Raw genomic sequence first — 18511 nt, 5'->3', positions numbered from 1 at the left:
TCGAATTGGAAAATTCAATGAAAGTCAAAGTAGTGTCGAAGCGGTTCGACGCCAAAGATATCTGTGTGCTTGAACTTGCCGATCCGGCGGGCAACGAACTTCCATCGTTCTCGGCGGGGGCACATATCGATGTCCACGTTGGTGCCGGCATGATTCGGCAGTATTCCCTCTGTAATTCGCCAGAAGAGAGAAATCGCTATCGACTCGGTGTACTGCTCGATCCGAACTCGCGGGGCGGGTCGAAGGCGATACATCGCCTTAATGAGGGAGATGTCCTCGAGATTAGCGAGCCAAAAAATCACTTCCCTCTGGCCCACGAAGCCTCGCATTCGGTACTCATGGCCGGTGGTATTGGCGTAACGCCAATTCTCTCCATGGCAGAGAGCCTTCTCCGTAGTGGAGCCTCTTTCGAAATGCACTACGCGACGCGAGATGCTGAGCGAACGGCGTTCCGCGATCGAATGAGTGCAGAGGACCTGTCTTCACGTGTTTGTGTGTATCACGACGACGCCCCCGAAAGGGTTCGCCTTGACATCCGGCGCGTGGTCGACAAGCCTGGCCCGAAGACACATCTGTACGTCTGCGGACCCGGCGGATTCATAGAAAAAGTCATACAGGAAGCGCAAGCAGCGGGCTGGGACCACGCGAACATACATCGAGAGTACTTCACGTCGACTGAATCCGGCTCCGGGCCGTCAACTGCTTTCAACGTAAAAATCGCAAGCACGGGAAAGGTCGTTCCCGTCTTGCCGGAGCAAAGCATCGTTGAGGCGCTTGCCGCCGAGGGTATCGATATTCCGACTTCATGCGAGCAAGGCATTTGCGGTACATGCCTTACGCGCCTGATTGCCGGTCATCCCGATCATCGTGACATGTACCTCACTGATGACGAGCGCGAGGCAAACGATCGGATTCTGCCGTGTTGTTCCCGCTCGAAGAGCGACCTTCTGATACTGGATCTGTGATGCGTCGACAGGGCGCCAATCTCGTTAGCGAAGAGGGCAGGTAGTCCTTTCTGGCCGTCAACCGTAAAGCGATTGAATTCGGAGAGTGGGATATGAAATTTCTGAAAAACACGTGGTACCCGGCGATGTGGGCAAAGGACCTTGAACCGGGTTCAATGGTCGGCCGAACCATCATCAATGAGCCCGTGCTGTTCGCCCGCAAGCCTGACGGGTCGCTCGCTGCGATGTCGGACGTGTGCCCGCACCGATACGTGCCGTTGTCTCTTGGCAGGATGCTCGAGAACGGAAGGGTTCAATGCGTGTACCACGGGCTTGAGTTCGACTCTTCCGGCCATTGCGTTCGCAATCCGCATGGCGAGGGGAAAATCCCGACCGGGCTGTGCACAAGAACGTATGCCGTTCAGGAGAAGCACACGATTATCTGGATCTGGATGGGCGAGCAGACGCCGGATCTCACGACGATTCCCGATTTCAGTCTCATGGATGACGCGGACGATGGAATGTCGCGCGGGCGAGACAGCATGGTCATCGAGGCCAACTATCTGCTGATCGCAGACAACCTGCTGGACCTGAGTCACGCGAATTTCCTGCATGACGGCATCCTTGGCCTGCCGGAGCATAGCAGCGCGAAGATCACTGTGGACCAGACCGGCAATACCGTGCGAACCGGAAGATGGATGCCAGATGTGCCTGTCGCGCGTCTGCATGATCTTCTGTTCAAGCGCGATGGTAAACGGGTCGATATGTGGAACGATATTCGCTGGGACGCGCCCGGTTGCCTCATTCTTACCCATGGTTTCGCAACGCCGGGTTGCGATCGTGCGGACGCGTTCGAATTTCGGGCCGTGCATCTGCTGACTCCGGAAACCGCGTGCCGCACGCATTACGCGTATGGCATTGTGCGAACGCCAACGGCGGACGAACCGGAGGTGCAGGCAGAGGTCGCGGAGACTCGTCGGTTCGTTTTCGAGCAGCAGGACAAGGTCGTCCTGGAGGCTCAACAGCGTCGACTCGGAAGCCGCTCCTTTTCCGACGCAAAACCGGTGCTGCTCTCGGTCGATGCGGCGTCGGTCAGAATGCGACGGATAGTGGACAAGTTGATCGCCGATGAAGAACGGTTGTCGATCACGGCGGGGGAGAAGACTGCCGTTTAAGGTCGCAGCAGAACGAGCGATTACCGTTGTTGTTGTAGTCGCGCCGGGTCGGAAGACGGCTTGATTGCGCGGCCATGCGGTTCCTGTTAAGCCAGGCGAGAGCCGTCTGGAACTGCAACGGGCCAGGAGCCCGTATTGCGCGCAAAGTCCGTCGCTTCGTTCTGAACGGTGAAAGGAGCGATCGTTCCGATACCCTGCCGCGGCGGCGAAATTGCGTCGGCAGGGCGATGCCCGTGGGCGAGGTGTTTGTTATTTAACTAGTACAACGAAATAAATATATAAATGGAGACAACATGAAAAATTGCGGTATGGCGGGAATCGTGGCCATGGTGATCGGCGTGCCATGTATCGCTCACGCGCAGGGAAGCGTAACCCTGTACGGAATCATCGATACGGGTGTCGAGTACGCCAGCGTCAGTGGGAAATCGACAACGAGGCTCGAAAGCAGTCCGGTGTATCCCACCCGTTGGGGCTTGACAGGTCGGGAAGAGTTGGGCGGCGGGACGGCCCTGATATTCAAGCTCGAAAACGGGTTTAACGTCGACAACGGCACGTCTCTTCAGAACGGCGCGTTGTTCGGCCGGGAGGCATGGATCGGCATCAAGAACAATCTCGGCCAGATACAGTTTGGCGTCAACTACACGCCATTTCATACCACGTTAGTTACCTATTCTCTGGGGGGAATCGATACTTTGGCGTGGGGTAACGCTGCAAACAATTTCGTTCTGCCCGCCACGCTGAGAACCAACAATTCTGTTCGCTACGTTTCACCCGCAATGGCAGGTTTCACGCTGAGAGCAGCGTATGCGCTCGGAAGCAATGGGGCAACAAATCTCCCTCGAACGTTCGGCAACACCATGGCTGTGGGAATCAGCTACTCGCTAAAGAATTTCTCGGCGGACGTTGATTTCATGACACAGGTCTATAGCACGGCCACCACACCAACGGCGGCGTCGCAGACGCAGACTGGAAACTACGCCCTCTTTGCGGCGAAATACGATTTCGGGCTGGTGCAGGCAGCCGTCCTGTTCGAAACGCATCGCGGGGGTTCTGCTCTGGGTTCGGCGGCCAACTACGCCAACGTCAACAACAATTTCTACGAAGTCAGCCTGGTCGTGCCGATCAAACTGAGTGGCTTGATGTTCAGCTTCGGACAATATAAGAATCTGGCCAATAGCGCGGGGAATGCAACGTCGTATGGCGTTCGGTATGACTATCCGCTCTCGAAGCGAACGGCCGTGTATGCCGGGGTGGCAGCGGTTGTGAATGGCAGTGCGGCTTCGTTCACCGTCAACGATTCGGCTGGCGCGGGTGTTTCCGTGGGTGCGCCGGGCCGCAACGTCGTAGCCGGATTGATCGGCATGAGCCATAAGTTTTGAAAGACCCGGGCGTTTCATGGCCGCTTCCCCATGAAGCGGCCTTTTTCAATGCGCAGCCGTAGACGCCGTCATTGAGGATGCGGCGCCCAGAGCGGGAAGGCGAGATTCAGCCAGACGTTGCTGCTTTTCGACGTATTGGCCGCATACACGCCTTGCTGGTAATTCATGCTGATGTTGTACCAGCGGCCGTCGTATGCGATGGACGGGCCGACGGCAAAACTTCGGTACCGGTTGCCGCCCGAGGCGACCGTCACGCCGTTGAGCTCGTCGTCGCCGAACTGGTTCACGTAGGCGCCCACCACCCCCAGCTTCCACTTGCCGAAGTTCCATCCCGCCTGAAACTCGCCGGCATAGCCCGTGCCCGATCGGTAACCGGTGTCGCCGTTTTTCTGGTTGAGCATGAGGCGGCTGGACAGACCGACGTCGATGCCGTTCGGCACGTTGTAGCGGATCGACAGCACGGGCTGTATCGACAGGTATCCCTCGGCCACGCTCGTCTTCGTCGGGCTGTAGGAGCCCGTTTCGAAGGCGAAGTCGAGGCCGGGCGAAATCGCGAAATTGGGCGTGACGTCCCATTTCAGGATCACCGGCGAAACGGTGATGTTGGACAGGCCGTTCTGTGTCGACTTGTTGCCGGCCACGTCGGTGTGCAGCCATACCACCGGCACGACGAGCTGCGAGTACACGTTCGCGCCCAGCACGGTCACCGGATAGGCGACGAGCACGCGCGTCGTTTCCGAGAACGCCGACGAATGAAACGGAACCGGCAGCTTCTTGCCGTCGTTTCCGTAGAGCCCGTTTGCAAAGCTGTAGTTGAATTGCTCGAGCGCGAAGATGCCCGGTATGGGCGGCATCGAGCCGATGTTGGTGCCCGCCGCGCCGGCCGGATAAGGCGCGACGTTGCCCTCGAAAGCGTGTGCCTTGCCCGCGAAACCTGCGGCCGCGATGGTGCCCGCCGCGACGGCGGCGATCGTTCTCGTATTCATGTCGTCTCCTCGACAGTCTTGTTGATGTAATGGCCCGGGCGGTGTCGTGAGTGAACACGCGTCCGGGAGGTGAAGCGACTTCAGAAGGGGTAGTGGCGCGGTGCGGTCTGTAGCGTGAGCCAACGCAGATCGGTGAAAGCGTCGATGCCGGCCTGACCGCCGAAGCGGCCCCAGCCGGATTCTTTGACGCCACCGAACGGCATCTGGGCTTCGTCGTGCACCGACGCGCCGTTGATGTGGCAGATGCCCGTCTGGATGCGCTGGGCCACGCGCCAGCCGCGCGCGACGTCGCGCGTGAACACGGCCGACGACAAGCCGAACGCTGTGTCGTTCGCGCATGCGATCGCGGCTTCTTCGCCCGCTACGTGCACGATTGCCTTGACCGGCGCAAAAGTCTCTTCGTGGTAGATCTTCATCGCAGGCGTGACGCGATCGAGCAGCGTGGCCGGCATGAGCACCGTGTCGGCCTTGCCGCCGCAAACGAGCGTTGCGCCCTTGGCCAGCGCATCGTCGATCAGTGCGTTGCAGCGATGGACCGTGGTCATGTCTACGACGGAGCCCAGCACGACCGCGCCGTTACGTGTATCGCGCGGGTCGCCCGACGGCAACGACGCGGCTTTCGCAGCCAGGCGGGCGACGAAGTCGTCTGCGATGGCGTCGTCCACGACGATGCGTTCTGTGGACATGCAGATCTGGCCGGAATTGGCGAACGCACCGAAGGCGACCGCGGCCACGGCATCGTCGAGGTCGGCATCGTCCAGCACGAGGACCGGCGCCTTGCCGCCCAACTCCAGTACAGCCGGCTTCAGGTAACGGGCGCAGGTGAGCGCAATGAGGCGGCCGACGCGCGTGGAGCCGGTGAAGTTGACGCGACGCACGGCAGGGTGGCCGATCATTGCTTCCACGACGGCCGCTGCGTCGTCCGGGGCGTTCGTCACGAAGTTCACCACGCCGGCCGGCAGCCCGGCATCCTCCAGTGCTTCGACAATCAGGCTGTGCGTTGCAGGACACAGCTCGCTTGCCTTGAGCACGACGGTGTTCCCGCAGGCGAGCGGCACGGCGATTGCCCGCACGCCGAGAATGACGGGCGCGTTCCATGGGGCTATGCCGAGCACCACGCCCGCCGGCTGGCGAACGGCGAGAGCGAGATTGCCGGGCAGGTTCGAAGGGATGAGTTGCCCTTCGATGCGGGTAGTGAGGGCGGCCGCCTCCTGCAACATGTCGGCGGCCAGCTGCACGTTGAAGGAGGCCCACAGCGCAGTCGCGCCGGTTTCCCCGGCCATGGCCGTGGCGAATGCGGGGGCTCGCGCGCGCAGCACGGCGGCCGCGGCGAGCAGCAGGGCGCGGCGCTCGCCTGGACTGGATGCCGACCACGCGGGAAAGGCGTCGGCGGCGCATTGCACGGCGCTCATGGCGTCTTCGGGCGTCGCCGCGGCGGCCACCGTCGCCACGGCGCCGTCCAGCGGATTGCAGCGCTCGAAGGTCGCGCTGTTGCGTGCGGGCCGCTTCTCGCCGCCGATGATCAATTGAACTCTCGTGGGCATGTGTTTGATAGTTTCGGTGTGGGTGGAGAGGACATGAGCGCCCCTCGGTGCACGCGAGAAAAAGGCGTGCGTGTAGCCACGCGCAGGCGAGGCTGCGCGGTCCAGAGGAGCGCGGAATGATCGCGAGGCCGATGAACGGCCTCGGGGCCGTCTGCGGTGTTTATCGGGCGAGCGCTTTAGCGCTCACCCATTGGCCGTGGAATCCTTCGTGCACGCGGCACGGGAATTTCACGACGGCGACGGGGCCGGCACTCAAGCGCAGCGCATCCAGAATCACGAGGTCGGTCCGGTTTTCCGCGCGGCGTCCCACCATGCTGAGCAGCCACCCGTCGCCTTCGGCAGCGTCGGCACTGCGCGGCACGAAATGGGGCTCTTCGGGGGACGAGTCCGCGCCGGCATACCAGAAGTCGAGCTTGCCGGCCGCTTCGTCGAGGTGCGCGAGACACGTGAACGGCGGTCCTTTGGGACCCCACTGCAGCATCGGTCCCAGGTCTGTGTTGGAGGTTCCGAACCAGTAATGCCGCGTGCGTTTCATGGCGTAGCGAGGGTCGATGGCCGGCATTTCGCCTACATGCTCGATGAACCGCTTCACTTCGAAGCCGTCGTGCGGGAGGCTGAGTTCCAGCGTCCAGCGCTCTCCGAACGGCGGCTTTTCCTCTGCCGACGGGTCGTGCAGATCCGGAAACTGGCTGAGCCATCCGGACTCCGTAATGAAATGTTCGAGATGAAGCCGCGTGCCGTGCGGACCGTCCTCTTCCCATGCGTTGAACGTGTGCGTCTGAAAAACCGGCCGCGCGCTCCTGAACCAGCGGATCTTGCCGACGCCTTCGCGGCGCGGGATTACGGCGACCCAGGTGGTGCGGGTGTTGTCCCAGTGCCAGTACGGCTCGCCGCGCTGGATGCGCGCGAGTTCGCTCGTCATCGGGCAGATGACGAAAGCGATGTAGTGGCGCGACACGAGCATGTCGTGAACCATCGAGCAATAGGGCGCCTTGAAGCGTTCGGTGCGGGCCAACGTGCCTTCGGGGGCGATCGTGTAAATCTCGATCCACGGGTCCGGTACGCCTTCTGTGTTGTAGCCGAACGCGATGCACTCGCCTGTCTCGGGGTCCAGCTTGGGGTGCGCCGTGAAGGTGCGGCTCTTGAGTGCGCCGTTGAAGTCGCGTTCGCCGAGCGTTTCGAGCGTCTCGGGATCGAGTTCGTAAGGACGGCCCGACTCCTTCAACGCGTAGAGCTTGCCGTGATGCCAGAGCACCGAGGTGTTGGCCGTGTTGTTGTCGCAGCCAGCCACTTCCGGCGAATCGGTAAACGAGTTGCGATAGGCGCCGAACAACGCGCGCCGGGCCTGTCGTTCCCGCTGGAATTTTTCCGTGCGCACGTAGCGCGTCTTCAGATCCGCGTGCCCGTTCTCGAAGCGCACGCAGTGCACCATGCCGTCGCCATTGAGAAAGATGTCCTTGCCGTGCAGCGGCGGATAGCAGTGGTCGGCGCTGTTGCGGAAGTACGCTCCGTTCAGGGCGGCCGGAATCTGGCCGATGACTTCCAGATCGTGCACGTCGGCTTCGATGCGCACAGGGGCGGCGTAACCGCGGAACACGATATCGTCCGGAAACTGCAGACCGGGGGGAAGCGCAGTGGAATCCATGAATGGCTCTCTGTGGTGATGGGTAAATCAGACGAACATCGCGAGCATGCCGAGCGCGTCGGCGGGGCGCGGCACGCTGAAGCTGACGTCGCGCCAGTCCGACGCGGCCGGGCGCGCGAGACAGCGTTGGTGCCAGTCCTGTAGCCGGGGCCACGGGGCGAGCGAGATCGCGCATTGAGGGGCGAGGTCCATGACCGTTGCCACGTTGAGATCGGCTACGGTGAAGCGCTCGCCCAGTAGCCAGGGTTGCCGGCTCAAGTGCTGGTCGAGCACGGTCCATGGGCGTGCCAGCTTGCGCAGCGCGATCGCGGCCTCTGCTTCGCGGCGTCCTTCGGGGGCGAACAGTGCGCGGTTGACACTGGCGAGCAACAGCGGCTTTTCCACCTCCGTCACGACCCAGAAGCTCCACTGCGTGGCGAGCGCGTCTTCGCGCCAGTCTTTGGGTCCCACGTCGTCGCCGTAGCGGCGGGCGAGGTACAGATTGATCGCCATCGATTCATAGATCACGAAGTCGTCGTCGCGCAGCACCGGCACGCGGCCGTTGGGATTGATGGCGAGGAATTCCGGCGTGTGGGTGCTGCCGTCGAGGAAGTCGACCGGCTCGTGCCGAAAGGCAACGTCCAGTTCCTTGAGCATCCAGATCGAGCGATGAGCGCGCGAGGCCATCGCGCCGTAGAGCGTGAGCATTCGTCGTCTCCTTGTCGTTCAGGCTTGCGCGCCCGCGAGCGTTGCGCGATGGCGCATCTGGCTACGCACTTGCGACATCAGCACGGCGGCCAGCAGCGCCATGGCGCATGCCACCGCGCCAAGACCGGCGTAGCTGGCGGTCTGCACCACGACACCGCCGAGTGCAGGACCGATGCAGGAGCCCGCCATCGTCATCGCCGGGGTGGCCGCGGCAGCGCGGCCCGTGCTGTCCAGCCGGTTCATGAGGCCGAAGAGGAACGTGTGCGTGAAGATCACGACCGACACGAACAGCGACGACGCGACGGCGTAAGGCCAGAACGTGGCGCTGTTCGACAGCGTGAGGGCGAGCGCGGCCTGCACCATGGGCCCGGCCGCGCCCACCGCTACCGACGAGACGCGCCGTTGCCACCAGGCCGCGAGCAATCCCGGCAGCAGGTTGACGAGTCCCATCACGATCAGCACGCCGTGAACCTTCTCTGTGCCAAAGCCGTGGGCGATGCCGATGCGCTCCATGAAGCTGAACACCATGGCCTGGGTGAGCGTCAGGCAGATCACCACGCCGATCAGCAGCCGCGCAGCGGCCGGTACCTGCGCGGACGATTCGTGCGCAGTTGCCGTGTCGGCACGAGGCACTTTCGGAAACGCGACGAACGACACCAGTGCCACGAAAGCCATCAGGGCCGCAAAGATTTCGAAGAGGAAGGTGGACCCTCCCTTTGCGATCCAGCCCGGCATGATGCCGAGGAACAGCAGGGCGAAGAGCCCCATGGCCGCGTTCACGAGACCGAACATGCGATGAGGATTGGCGCTGCGCCCGATACACCCGTGCGTGAACGACAGGGCCGTCCCCACGCCGAAGCCTGCGCTGGCGTGACAGAGCGCAACGGCCGCGAAGCTTTCCGGCGCCATCGGCCAGTAGCTTGCCAGCGCGAAGCTCGCAGCCGCGAGACCAAAGCCGCAACTCGTCGCGAGGCGATGCGCAAGGCGGTTGAAGAGGCGCGCGCTGATGACGCTGGCAACCAGCGCGCCGAGCATGAACAGCGTGACGGTAAGACCCGCCTGAGCCGGAGGGAAGCGATGGTGCTGCATCAGGGCGCCAACCCACAGCGGCAAGGCCACCATGTCGATCATGCCGATGACGTGGGCCAGGGTCAGGACGGCCCGGCCTGCGGGCGTGTCGGGGGTGCTCATGCGCGTCTCCATGGTGGACCGCCGTCTGGAGGCGGTCTTGTTGTTGTCCGGTGCCGTGACCGGATGGGTGCAGGAGCAGATGTTAGGAAGGTGCAGCTACAAAGAAAAACACTTCTTATCGTTGATTTGCATCAACGCTATCGATACCTTTGGAGGCTCTCCGTTACTCCACCTACGGTGTTTCATGCGCCTCGATCGATTCGACCTCAATCTGCTCATTGCGCTGGAGGCGTTGCTGGAAGAACGCAATGTCACGCGCGCCGCAGCCCGCATGCACGTGGGGCAATCCGCAGCCAGCGCCGCGTTGGGGCGCCTGCGCGATCACTTCGGTGACGAGCTGCTGATGCCGGTGGGACGCCGGCTCGTGCTGAGTCCTCTCGCGCAGACGCTTGTCCAGCCGGTGCGCGACACGCTGCGCCAGGCGAGAGAAACGCTTGCGTACCGCACCGGGTTCGATCCGGCACAGGCGCAATGCCGCTTTCGCGTGGGTGCGTCGGACTACGTCACGACTGTGCTGCTGGCTGGGCTGATGCAGACTCTGGCCGTTGAAGCGCCGGGCGTGGTACTCGACATCCGCAATCCGCCGGCTTCGCTGGAAAGCGCGATGGAGCAGGCCATGGTCGACCTGCTCGTCATGCCGCAGCAATACGCGCGTCCGTTGCCTTTTCCGCAGGAGGCTTTATTCGAGGACGAGCATGCGTGTCTGCTCTGGTCGGGACACGTGTTGGCGGATCAGCCAATGAGGTTCGAAGACTACGTGGGGCTCGGGCACGTAGCCGTGCGTTTCGGCGACGCACGCAGCATGACGTTCGAGGACTGGTTCCTGCCGCGCTACGGGCAACAGCGGCGCATCGAAGCGACGGTGGACAACTTCAGCACGCTCGGTTACCTGGTAGTGGGAACGCAGCGCGTGGCGACGCTTCACTGGCGCATGGCCGTGCACTTTGCGCAGCATCTGCCCGTCGTGGTGCGAGACGTGCCTGTCGATATGCCGCGCGTGGTCGAGACGATGGTCTGGCCACATCACCTTGACCAGGACCCGGCGCATGGCTGGCTGAGGAGGCGAATCGCGGAATTCGCCGCTACGTTGCCGATGCCGCGCGGCCAGTCCGGCGTGTAGTGGTCGCGCGGTGGTCGCGCGTGCAGGCGAGGGCAATCCGCTGGCCGATACTTTTTGCAGGGCGCTGCCGAAGTCGATTGGTCGGTGATGGCGTTATTCCGCAATAACGTGTTCCGGCTATACGGCGGGATAACGAAATTGAGGGGCTTTCTTTCAATCCGTACAACATCGTGGAGCGTGCCGGGCTGATGTTGTTCGAGGGTAGTCCAGAACATCGCGAGTACCTGCTTGTACGAAACCGCCTTTAGTGGAGGTTTCGTGGCCGTAGACGCGCGTCTGCGCCCTCGGCGACCCCGCAACCCATTTTTTTGGGGCACCGATGTCAACCGATAGCTGACCAGGCTTGCGTTAAAGCGATAGCTGACTTCTAGCGTCAAGTTTCGCTTTATTCGTCACGCTCTCACGCACCTGAACCCCGCATACACGTACTGATAACGCGGCTGAAACCAGTTGCGAAACGTGGGCCGCAGCATGCAGCGCGCGGTTCGCGCGGAGCCGCCCTTGAGCACGTAGTGCTGGCCGTCGAAGAAGTTCGCCGAATAGCCCAGGTAGAACGGGAACGGCTCGAAGCCGGGCAGCGGTTCGAACAGCGTCGAGGTCCATTCCCAGCCGTTACCGTGCAACCCTTCCGCGCCGAACGCGCTGCGACTTTCGGGGAAGGCATCCACCGGTTGCGGGTCCCAGCTGCGGAAATCGAAGTTGCCGCTGGTGGGCTGATCGATGCCGTGCGCGGCGCGCTGCCATTGCGCTTCCGTCGGCAGCGATTTGCCGCGCCATCGTGCATAGGCACTTGCTTCGGCGTGACTCACATACGCGGGCCATGCGGGCGGCAGGTCGATTTCGTCGAACATGGTGCGTAGGGTCCAACCGTCGCCGGCTTGCGACCAGAAGACGGGATGTTCGATCTGCTGCGCTTCTTTCCAGGCCCAGTCCTTGTCGTTCCACAGGGCGCGCTCGCGGTAGCCGCCGGCCTCCACGAACGCGCGATATTCGCCGTTCGTAACCATGTAGCGGTCGATCTCGAACGCGGGCACATCGATACGCGCTTCGCCGAATTCGTTGTCCCAGCCGAACCGGCCGCCTTCGCGCGGCATGCCGAGAATTGCCGTGCCCGCAGGCACATGGACCATTGAGGGCGACAGGGTGTGAGAGCCGTCGCTACTGCCTGCGTGCGCCGCATCCGACGGCGCATGCTTCTGGTCCAGCGGCAACTGATGCAGCATGTACGCGAGCGTTTCGACGTGCATCAGCCGGTGCTCGATCGCCACGTTCAGCAGTTGCGCGGGCGAACTGGTGTGGATGGCGCCGCTGCCCAGATCGAAGGCGCGCAGGCGGGCGTCGATCTGTTCGCGGGCGCGCTGCGCGTAATCGAGTACGACATCGAGCGGGGGCCAGTCACTCGGCACGTCGGTAGGCAAGCCGCCATCTACCGGGTCGATGCCGAACGCGAACAGCGCATCGAGCTTCGGATCGAAGGAAGGCAGATCGAACAGGCGTTCGCTGAACAGATTGCGATCGAACGCTTCCAGGTGCCCGATGTAGAACACGATGCGGTGCCGTTCGCCGATGGGCCGTTCGTAGAGAAAGTCGCGCTTCACGGCGGCGAACAACGCATCGCTCACGCGGCGCGCTTCGAGAAGACGTTGGACGAGCGGGTGAATTTCAACTGCGTCGCGGTTCATTGCGCCGGCTCTCCTGAAGGGAAGGTCGTGAAACTGTACCGTCTTCGCAGAACACGTGCCACGTCACGCGACAGCGCCGCGGCCTCGTGACGAGGTGCGCGGCGCACTGGATGGTGTGGAACGGAAAGGCCCTGAAAGCCAAGGCGGACGGCCGCGTCGAGACGTGAGCGGCCTGTGCGGAGCGGCTTAGATTTGCCGCAGCCCTTCAATGTCGACGATGCGGATGAACTTGCCTTGCGTGTCGATCAGGCCGCGCTTTTGTAATCTCGACAGGGTGCGGCTCACGGTTTCGAGCGTCATGCCGAGATAGCTGCCCATGTCTTCGCGCGTCATGCGCAGGTTGAATTCCGCGGACGAATAGCCGCGCTGCGCGTTGCGTTCCGAAATGTCGAGCAGGAACGCGGCCACGCGTTCGTCTGCGGAAAGCGAGCCGAGCACCATCATTTGCGCGGATTCGCGAATCAGCTGCTCGCTCATGAGCCGGTGCAGACGTTCCTGCATGGCGCTGACTTCGCGGCACATCGTCTTGAGCGCGCCGTAGGGAATGATGCAAACGGAGCTGTCTTCGAGCGCGATGGCGCTGCACGCGTGACGGTCTTCGCTGATGCCGTCGAGGCCGAGCGCCTCGCCTGCGAGGCGCAGGCCGGTGACCTGCTCGCGGCCGCCGCGGTGCGCCATGACGGTCTTCAGCGAACCGGACCGCACAGCATAGAGACTTTCGAACGGGTCGCCGATGCGATAAACCGCTTCGCCGCGCCGCACGGCGCGCGCCGTGCAGATCAGCGATTCGAGCTTCGGCATTTCGTCGGCGGCGAGGCCCTGCGGCATGCAGAGCTGACGCATCGCGCAGGTGGAGCAACGGGCGGCTGTGCGGGACGGCGTGGATGCCGCCACGTGCGTGGTACGGCGCACGGTGGTTTGCGGAATAGCGGTCGGGGTCAGCATGGCCTGCTCCTGGGAACGTTTGAAGAATTTTCCCATCGCACGCCGATGTTGATCAGCGACAAATCGACGCGCACCCGCCGCGCGGCCCTTTGCGCGAGGTCACACCTCCTGCACGCCGCTCGCGGCGGATGGAATCAGGAGCACGGGCAGGTTTGCCTGGCGCACGCAGTGTTCGGCGATGCTGCCGAGAATCAGACGGCGGAATCCGCGGCGGCCGTGCGTGCCCATTACCACGAGGTCGGCGTTGAACGCCTTCGCGCGCGCGAGGATCAGCGTGGGCACGTCGTCCAGCGACGACGCTTCGCCCGTCGCCAGTTCGCCTGCCACGCCCTTCGCGCGCATGGCTGCGCCAAGCTCCGCGGTGAGCGTCTTGCCTTGCTCGATCATCTGCGTGCGCAGGATCGACGGGTCGTAGCCGGGGGCCTCGAAGTAGAGCGGCGTGTTCTCGATCACATAGAACGGCTGCAGTTCGGCGCCCGTCGAGCGGGCCAGTTCGAGCGCGGCGTCGAAGGCGCGGCGGGATGTTTCGCTGCCATCGACCGCGACGAGAATGCGTTTGTACATGAGGAACCTCCACGTTGACAGGAAAGGACGCCGGGCAGCTTAAACGATCGCGCGGCGCGCCGCATCGAAAGACGCCTGAAAGCAGGATGTCAATTCGCCGCTTGCCAAGTTGAATCGCGCGGCCGGCGTCGCTCTCGGGTGCGTGCGTTCGGGCTTCGGGCAGCAAATCGATCGACATGGGTGCATCTTTGCGCATGATCGCGCCCGGGTTTGCCTTACAATCGACACCAATTTTTGACAAGCTGGCGGCTGTACGCCGCTGTTGCTTCGACCCGCGACCACCCGTGACCACGACAGGCGACGATCACAAGCAAGCGACCATGGCGAGCGAACGTAAGGCGACCGGTCTGCCGGAACAGATCTACACGGACATTCTCAACCGTATTCTCGAAGGCGAGTACAAGGAGGGCGACCGGTTGCCCACCGAGCACGCCCTCGCGGAGCGTTTCGAGACGTCGCGGCCCACCGTGCGCGAGGCGCTGGCGCGGCTGCGCGCGGACGGCATCGTGGTCACGCGGCATGGTTCGGGAACTACGGTTGCGCGCCGGCCCGATCCCGATGTGCGTCGCTTCGCGCCGCTCGAAACGCTCTCGGACATTCGCCGCTGCTACGAATTCCGTGTCGTCACCGAGGCTGGCGCCGCAGCGCTTGCGGCCCAGCAGGCGGAGCCCGAAGACATCGAGGCCATCCAGCAGGCATGGGACGACCTCGAGCGCGTGGTGGAAACGCAGGGCATCGGCGCGAAAGACGACTTCACGTTCCATCTCGCCGTGGCCCGCGCTTCTCGAAACCAGTTTTTTATTACGGTAATGTCCTTCATCGAAGAACAGATCGTGTTCAGCATGAATCTGTCGCGCAACCTTTCGCTGGTGAAGACGATCGAGCGTCAGCGCATGGTTCAGGCCGAGCATCTCGCGGTGCTCGAAGCCATTCGCCGTCACGACGCGGCGGGCGCGGCCGATGCTATGCGTCGCCATCTGGAGAACGCACGAGACCGGATGTTCGGTTCGTGATCGCATGGCGCGGCCGGTTTTCCGGTGCGCCAGCCTGTCCGCAGGGTTCGGTCCGCGGGCTTGCCCGGGGACCGGTCCATTGGGTCGATTTCCCGGTTCACGCCCCCGGCCTGTTCTTTCCCTTGCGTCTTTTTTGCGTCTTTTCCGCGCTCTATTTGCGCCGCCCTGAAGTGACTTCGTCTGCCTCCACTCCCGCCTCCCTGCCTTTTCGCCACGCGCTGCTCGCCATGCTGGGCATCGGTCTCGTCAACATGTTGGTCGCGCTCGACCAGACCGTGGTGAGTACCGCGCTGCCGTCCATCGTCGCCGAACTGCACGGCTTCGAGTACTACGCGTGGATCGCGAGCGCCTATCTGCTCGCCTCCGTCGTCACGGTGCCGGTGTTCGGGCGGCTGGGCGACTACTTCGGCCGCAAGCGCTTCGTGCTTGCCGCGGTGATCGTGTTCACGGCGGCCTCGGTGTTGTGCGGCCTTGCCACGAGCATGCCGTTCCTCGCCATCGCCCGCGGGCTGCAAGGCATGGGCGGCGGCATGATGGTGGGCACCGCTTTCGCGTCCATTCCCGACCTGTTTCCGGATGCGCGCGCCCGCGTGCGCTGGCAGGTCGTGATGGCGGCGGCGTACGGCATCGGCACGGCGGCGGGGCCGTCGCTCGGCGGATGGCTGAGCGAGCATTTCGGCTGGCGATCCACGTTCTTCGTCAACCTGCCGGTGGGCGCGCTCGCGTTCTACTTCATCTGGGCGCATCTGCCGTATTACCGCCGCGAACGCACGGGCGAGGTGCGCATCGACTGGGGCGGCGCAGTGTTGGTGGCGCTGGTGCTGGGCTGCTTTCAGGTGTTCATCGAGGCGGTGCCGAAGGACGGTTTCACCACGGGCAACCTGATTCTCGCGGCCGTGGTGGCGGGCGGCGCAGCGGCACTGCTCGCCTGCGAGCGGCGCGCGACGCATCCCATCATCCCGCTCGACCTCTTTCGCGACGCGCAGATCGTGACGCTCTTCATGCTGTCCACGCTCTCGGGCTTCGTGATGTTCTCGCTGATCTTCTTCGCGCCGCTCCTGTTGCAGGGCGGCTTCGGGCTGTCGCCGCAGCAGGCCGGTCTGCTCGCCACGCCGATTGCCGCGTGTATCGCTATCGGCAGCCTCATCAACACGCGCATCGTGATTCATCTGCCGAAGCCGACGCTGATCCTCTCGATCGGCTTTGCCTTGCTTGTTGCGGCCTCCGCGGGTCTCGCGCTCGCGACGCGGTCCACGCCGCACCTGTGGCTCGAAGTGGCGATGTCGGCCGTGGGCATCGGCCTCGGCTTCATTCTCAATAATCTCAACGTCTTCGGCCAGGAGATCGCTGGGCAGGAGCGTTTCGGCATCACCACGGCGCTGCTGCAATCCACCCGCATGGTGGGCGGCATGCTGGGCACGAGCATCGTGGCGACCATCGTGAACCGGCATTACGCCTCGGGCGTGGAGGACGCGCTTCAGGTGCTCGGCAAGCCGGTGGCGGCGCGCTGGCAGCCGGAGTTGGCCGATCCGCGCATTCTCATCGACGAAGGGTTGCGCGACAGTCTGCTGAACCAGCTGCGTGCGGCCGGGCTGGACGGGCCCGCGCTCATGGAGGCCGTCAGGCACATCCTCGTGCAGTCCATTCACATCGGCGTGGTGTTGACCGGCTGCGCGGCGCTTGCGGCCGTGTTGATCGTGCGACGCATTTCGCACATCACCTTTCGGCGCGCTCCGCGAGCCGGCTGAGCGGTTTTCACGACGGGCGGCTGCTTGCAGCGGCAGCCGCCCGTCTCGATTGTCAGACCACCGTCATGCTGCCGCCGCCATCGGTCCGAACAGTGCCACGCGGGTTTGCGGACTCACCGCGATGTCGAGTGCGATGGCGTTTTCCGTGCCGATGCGCATGGGCGGCCCAAGCCGCGCCAGCTCGATGCCGGTGCGGCGCAGCAGACGCTCGATAGGCGTCGTGGTCACCGTGACGTAACGCGTAATGCCCATGCGGTCCGCGAAGGTCACAAGGGCGTGGATGGCATGCATGGTCACGTCGGCGAAACCGAAAGACTGGTCGCCGCCCGCCTCGATGGCAAAGCGGCTCAGCTCCCAGATGGTCCGCCCCGTCGGCGCAGCCTTGCCGGCCAGCAGCTGCGGGAAGGTGTCGCGCAGCATGTTCGGCCCTTCGGTGGGCATCAGACGCCAACATCCGCGTACCTCGCCCGCCGGCTCCTGAATCAGCATGTAATGCGGCCCGAGCGCGTCGTAGCCGTCGATCTCCATGCCCGCAATGGTGGGGATATCCCAGCCCATGCGGTCGCGGAAGACGCGAGCCCTGAGCCGGTACATCTCGTTGATATGTTCGTTATCGAATTCCTGCCGCAAACCAATCCGGATTGTTGCTTGCATGATGTTCTCCCGACACGTGTTGATGGCCTAAATACGTGTCGAAAGTTATGCATTTTGGGTAGAAAAACTACCTACCTACCTGGATAGGTGCGCGCGTGCGCGCAAGTGCGGAGAATCGGTCCGGCAGCAATTAATCAACAGGCATAACGGGCAGGGACCACCATGGAACTTCTGGAAAATCACTGGCAACCCGCGACGGGACAGGTACGGACGACGGCCGAGCTCGCCTCGGCGATCGACCGCGTTCAAATCATTGCGTACCGCAAAAGAAAGAAGGAAAGCCAGCGGCGTTTCTGGGCGCGCTTTGGCGTGACGCAATCGCGTGGAAGCCGCTTTGAATCGGGTGCGGAAATTCCCGCGCCGGTATCGATTCTGCTGGGGCTTTATTTCAACAAGACGATCTCGGACGGCGACTTGGGCAGGGCGGAGCGCATGCTGTTCCGTCGTGATTCGGACGGCTCGATCAGCCCGGATCTATAAGGCCCAGCTGGGTGGCGATCACGGCGGCCGCCCGCCGTGAATTGACACCGAATTTCGCGCGAATGTTTTTCATGTGGAAATTCACCACGGCCTCGGAGCAATTGAGGATGTGCGAGATTTCCCACGTGGATTTGCCGAGCGCAGTCCACTTCAGGCATTCGCGCTCGCGCGGCGTGAGCTTGGGAATGAGCGTTTGTGCATGCGCACTCAAATGGCGTTGACTCGTGTCGATCACGAGGTCGCGCATCAATACGAGGTTCGGCAGTGCAGTGTCGATGTGCTGCCAGAACTTGTCATTCGGATTCGAATCGTTCACGAAGCACAGCATGCCGGCTTCCTGACGTGGCCCGTGAATGGGTAGCGTCACGCCGGCGCGCAGCCCGTGCGCGCTCGCTTCTTCGTACATGGACTTCTGCGGCGTCGTGGCGAACAGATCAGGCGACCATACGAGCGGCGACGAATGCGTCGTGCAGTGCGAGACGGTTGGATCGATATAGGCAAAACCTTGGTCTGTATAGGCTTGCCGCCACGACGACGCGTAGTTGCTGCGCACGTAGGCATCCTCGAGGCGCATGCCCGGGCGCGGCAGGATGGCGAGCAGAACCTGACTGAAGCCCCACGAGCCGGCGAGATCGGCAACGGCGTCGAACCATTGCGTCTCGTCGGATGCGGCCAGTATCGGCGACATCTGCTCAATGAAATGTAGCGGCACGGTATTACTCTCGATTCGCGGCTGGCCAATGCCGCAGGCGGC

General features: G+C 63.1%; 17 protein-coding genes. 7 read left to right on the top strand and 10 right to left on the bottom strand.

Annotated features, from left to right (window positions below; translation table 11 throughout):
* Nucleotides 1-17: 17 nt before the first annotated feature.
* From PXJ20_RS24720 to PXJ20_RS24710, 3 genes are all read left to right on the top strand, one after another.
* A complete protein-coding gene (locus tag PXJ20_RS24720; protein WP_421031793.1) occupies nucleotides 18-965 on the top strand; it encodes a PDR/VanB family oxidoreductase in 948 nt (315 codons plus the stop codon).
* Nucleotides 966-1057: 92 nt separating this feature from the next.
* Nucleotides 1058-2119 carry a Rieske 2Fe-2S domain-containing protein gene (locus PXJ20_RS24715; RefSeq protein WP_421031794.1) on the top strand — a complete coding sequence of 354 codons (1062 nt, stop codon included), beginning with the start codon at nucleotides 1058-1060 and terminating at the stop codon, nucleotides 2117-2119.
* A gap of 293 nt (nucleotides 2120-2412) precedes the next feature.
* Nucleotides 2413-3498 (top strand): porin, encoded by a 1086-nt coding sequence (locus tag PXJ20_RS24710; protein ID WP_421031795.1) that lies wholly within the window; start codon nucleotides 2413-2415, stop codon nucleotides 3496-3498.
* Between the two features lie 68 nt (nucleotides 3499-3566).
* Here the strand turns inward: PXJ20_RS24710 and PXJ20_RS24705 are convergent, their stop codons facing one another.
* The 5 genes from PXJ20_RS24705 to PXJ20_RS24685 all read right to left on the bottom strand — a co-directional run bounded on the left by PXJ20_RS24705 (nucleotide 3567) and on the right by PXJ20_RS24685 (nucleotide 9551).
* Nucleotides 3567-4484, bottom strand: coding sequence for a SphA family protein (locus PXJ20_RS24705; RefSeq protein WP_421031796.1), 918 nt, complete (start codon nucleotides 4482-4484; stop codon nucleotides 3567-3569).
* Nucleotides 4485-4564: 80 nt separating this feature from the next.
* Complete coding sequence (locus PXJ20_RS24700; protein ID WP_421031797.1) at nucleotides 4565-6028, bottom strand: aldehyde dehydrogenase; 1464 nt, start codon at nucleotides 6026-6028, stop codon at nucleotides 4565-4567.
* Nucleotides 6029-6188: 160 nt separating this feature from the next.
* Nucleotides 6189-7673 (bottom strand): carotenoid oxygenase family protein, encoded by a 1485-nt coding sequence (locus PXJ20_RS24695; RefSeq protein ID WP_421031798.1) that lies wholly within the window; start codon nucleotides 7671-7673, stop codon nucleotides 6189-6191.
* Between the two features lie 27 nt (nucleotides 7674-7700).
* Complete coding sequence (locus PXJ20_RS24690; RefSeq protein ID WP_421031799.1) at nucleotides 7701-8360, bottom strand: glutathione S-transferase family protein; 660 nt, start codon at nucleotides 8358-8360, stop codon at nucleotides 7701-7703.
* An 18-nt stretch (nucleotides 8361-8378) separates the two neighbouring features.
* Nucleotides 8379-9551 (bottom strand): MFS transporter, encoded by a 1173-nt coding sequence (locus PXJ20_RS24685; RefSeq protein WP_421031800.1) that lies wholly within the window; start codon nucleotides 9549-9551, stop codon nucleotides 8379-8381.
* Nucleotides 9552-9735: 184 nt separating this feature from the next.
* Here PXJ20_RS24685 and PXJ20_RS24680 point away from each other — a divergent pair, with 184 nt between their 5' ends.
* Nucleotides 9736-10671, top strand: coding sequence for a LysR family transcriptional regulator (locus PXJ20_RS24680; protein ID WP_421031801.1), 936 nt, complete (start codon nucleotides 9736-9738; stop codon nucleotides 10669-10671).
* A 392-nt stretch (nucleotides 10672-11063) separates the two neighbouring features.
* Here the strand turns inward: PXJ20_RS24680 and PXJ20_RS24675 are convergent, their stop codons facing one another.
* From PXJ20_RS24675 to PXJ20_RS24665, 3 genes are all read right to left on the bottom strand, one after another.
* Nucleotides 11064-12353: an SUMF1/EgtB/PvdO family nonheme iron enzyme gene (locus tag PXJ20_RS24675; RefSeq protein WP_421031802.1), complete on the bottom strand. Its 1290-nt coding sequence runs from the start codon at nucleotides 12351-12353 to the stop codon at nucleotides 11064-11066.
* Between the two features lie 186 nt (nucleotides 12354-12539).
* Entirely contained in the window at nucleotides 12540-13298 is a 759-nt protein-coding gene (gene fnr / locus PXJ20_RS24670) for a fumarate/nitrate reduction transcriptional regulator Fnr (protein WP_017774913.1), read from the bottom strand.
* A 99-nt stretch (nucleotides 13299-13397) separates the two neighbouring features.
* Nucleotides 13398-13862, bottom strand: coding sequence for a universal stress protein (locus PXJ20_RS24665; protein WP_017774914.1), 465 nt, complete (start codon nucleotides 13860-13862; stop codon nucleotides 13398-13400).
* A 320-nt stretch (nucleotides 13863-14182) separates the two neighbouring features.
* Here PXJ20_RS24665 and PXJ20_RS24660 point away from each other — a divergent pair, with 320 nt between their 5' ends.
* Both PXJ20_RS24660 and PXJ20_RS24655 read left to right on the top strand, forming a co-directional pair.
* Nucleotides 14183-14875 carry a FadR/GntR family transcriptional regulator gene (locus tag PXJ20_RS24660; protein WP_033351039.1) on the top strand — a complete coding sequence of 231 codons (693 nt, stop codon included), beginning with the start codon at nucleotides 14183-14185 and terminating at the stop codon, nucleotides 14873-14875.
* A 227-nt stretch (nucleotides 14876-15102) separates the two neighbouring features.
* The gene (locus PXJ20_RS24655; RefSeq protein WP_421032632.1) at nucleotides 15103-16623 is read left to right on the top strand and encodes an MFS transporter; all 1521 of its coding nucleotides are present in this window, start codon (nucleotides 15103-15105) and stop codon (nucleotides 16621-16623) included.
* Between the two features lie 63 nt (nucleotides 16624-16686).
* Here the strand turns inward: PXJ20_RS24655 and PXJ20_RS24650 are convergent, their stop codons facing one another.
* Nucleotides 16687-17277 carry an acyl-homoserine-lactone synthase gene (locus tag PXJ20_RS24650; RefSeq protein ID WP_026121461.1) on the bottom strand — a complete coding sequence of 197 codons (591 nt, stop codon included), beginning with the start codon at nucleotides 17275-17277 and terminating at the stop codon, nucleotides 16687-16689.
* 162 nt (nucleotides 17278-17439) lie between these two features.
* Here PXJ20_RS24650 and PXJ20_RS24645 point away from each other — a divergent pair, with 162 nt between their 5' ends.
* A complete protein-coding gene (locus tag PXJ20_RS24645; protein WP_017774918.1) occupies nucleotides 17440-17757 on the top strand; it encodes a hypothetical protein in 318 nt (105 codons plus the stop codon).
* Here PXJ20_RS24645 and PXJ20_RS24640 read toward each other — a convergent pair.
* Entirely contained in the window at nucleotides 17741-18445 is a 705-nt protein-coding gene (locus tag PXJ20_RS24640) for a helix-turn-helix transcriptional regulator (protein ID WP_413215849.1), read from the bottom strand. The genes PXJ20_RS24645 and PXJ20_RS24640 overlap by 17 nt on opposite strands.
* Nucleotides 18446-18511 lie beyond the last annotated feature (66 nt).

The sequence above is a fragment of the Paraburkholderia sp. A1RI_3L genome, from assembly GCF_048957895.1.
GTDB lineage: Bacteria > Pseudomonadota > Gammaproteobacteria > Burkholderiales > Burkholderiaceae > Paraburkholderia > Paraburkholderia kururiensis.
The sequence above is the reverse complement of the archived record's forward strand: the minus strand, read 5'-3'. Positions and strand labels throughout refer to the sequence as shown.

Bases quoted from the DNA above. Each gene is read 5' to 3' on its own strand.
- fnr (WP_017774913.1), bottom strand. From the start codon at position 13,298: ATGCTGACCCCGACCGCTATTCCGCAAACCACCGTGCGCCGTACCACG.
- PXJ20_RS24690 (WP_421031799.1), bottom strand. From the start codon at position 8,360: ATGCTCACGCTCTACGGCGCGATGGCCTCGCGCGCTCATCGCTCGATC.
- PXJ20_RS24660 (WP_033351039.1), top strand. From the start codon at position 14,183: ATGGCGAGCGAACGTAAGGCGACCGGTCTGCCGGAACAGATCTACACG.
- PXJ20_RS24715 (WP_421031794.1), top strand. From the start codon at position 1,058: ATGAAATTTCTGAAAAACACGTGGTACCCGGCGATGTGGGCAAAGGAC.
- PXJ20_RS24665 (WP_017774914.1), bottom strand. From the start codon at position 13,862: ATGTACAAACGCATTCTCGTCGCGGTCGATGGCAGCGAAACATCCCGC.
- PXJ20_RS24675 (WP_421031802.1), bottom strand. From the start codon at position 12,353: ATGAACCGCGACGCAGTTGAAATTCACCCGCTCGTCCAACGTCTTCTC.
- PXJ20_RS24685 (WP_421031800.1), bottom strand. From the start codon at position 9,551: ATGAGCACCCCCGACACGCCCGCAGGCCGGGCCGTCCTGACCCTGGCC.
- PXJ20_RS24695 (WP_421031798.1), bottom strand. From the start codon at position 7,673: ATGGATTCCACTGCGCTTCCCCCCGGTCTGCAGTTTCCGGACGATATC.
- PXJ20_RS24645 (WP_017774918.1), top strand. From the start codon at position 17,440: ATGGAACTTCTGGAAAATCACTGGCAACCCGCGACGGGACAGGTACGG.
- PXJ20_RS24650 (WP_026121461.1), bottom strand. From the start codon at position 17,277: ATGCAAGCAACAATCCGGATTGGTTTGCGGCAGGAATTCGATAACGAA.
- PXJ20_RS24640 (WP_413215849.1), bottom strand. From the start codon at position 18,445: ATGTCGCCGATACTGGCCGCATCCGACGAGACGCAATGGTTCGACGCC.
- PXJ20_RS24655 (WP_421032632.1), top strand. From the start codon at position 15,103: ATGCTGGGCATCGGTCTCGTCAACATGTTGGTCGCGCTCGACCAGACC.
- PXJ20_RS24680 (WP_421031801.1), top strand. From the start codon at position 9,736: ATGCGCCTCGATCGATTCGACCTCAATCTGCTCATTGCGCTGGAGGCG.
- PXJ20_RS24720 (WP_421031793.1), top strand. From the start codon at position 18: ATGAAAGTCAAAGTAGTGTCGAAGCGGTTCGACGCCAAAGATATCTGT.
- PXJ20_RS24700 (WP_421031797.1), bottom strand. From the start codon at position 6,028: ATGCCCACGAGAGTTCAATTGATCATCGGCGGCGAGAAGCGGCCCGCA.
- PXJ20_RS24705 (WP_421031796.1), bottom strand. From the start codon at position 4,484: ATGAATACGAGAACGATCGCCGCCGTCGCGGCGGGCACCATCGCGGCC.
- PXJ20_RS24710 (WP_421031795.1), top strand. From the start codon at position 2,413: ATGAAAAATTGCGGTATGGCGGGAATCGTGGCCATGGTGATCGGCGTG.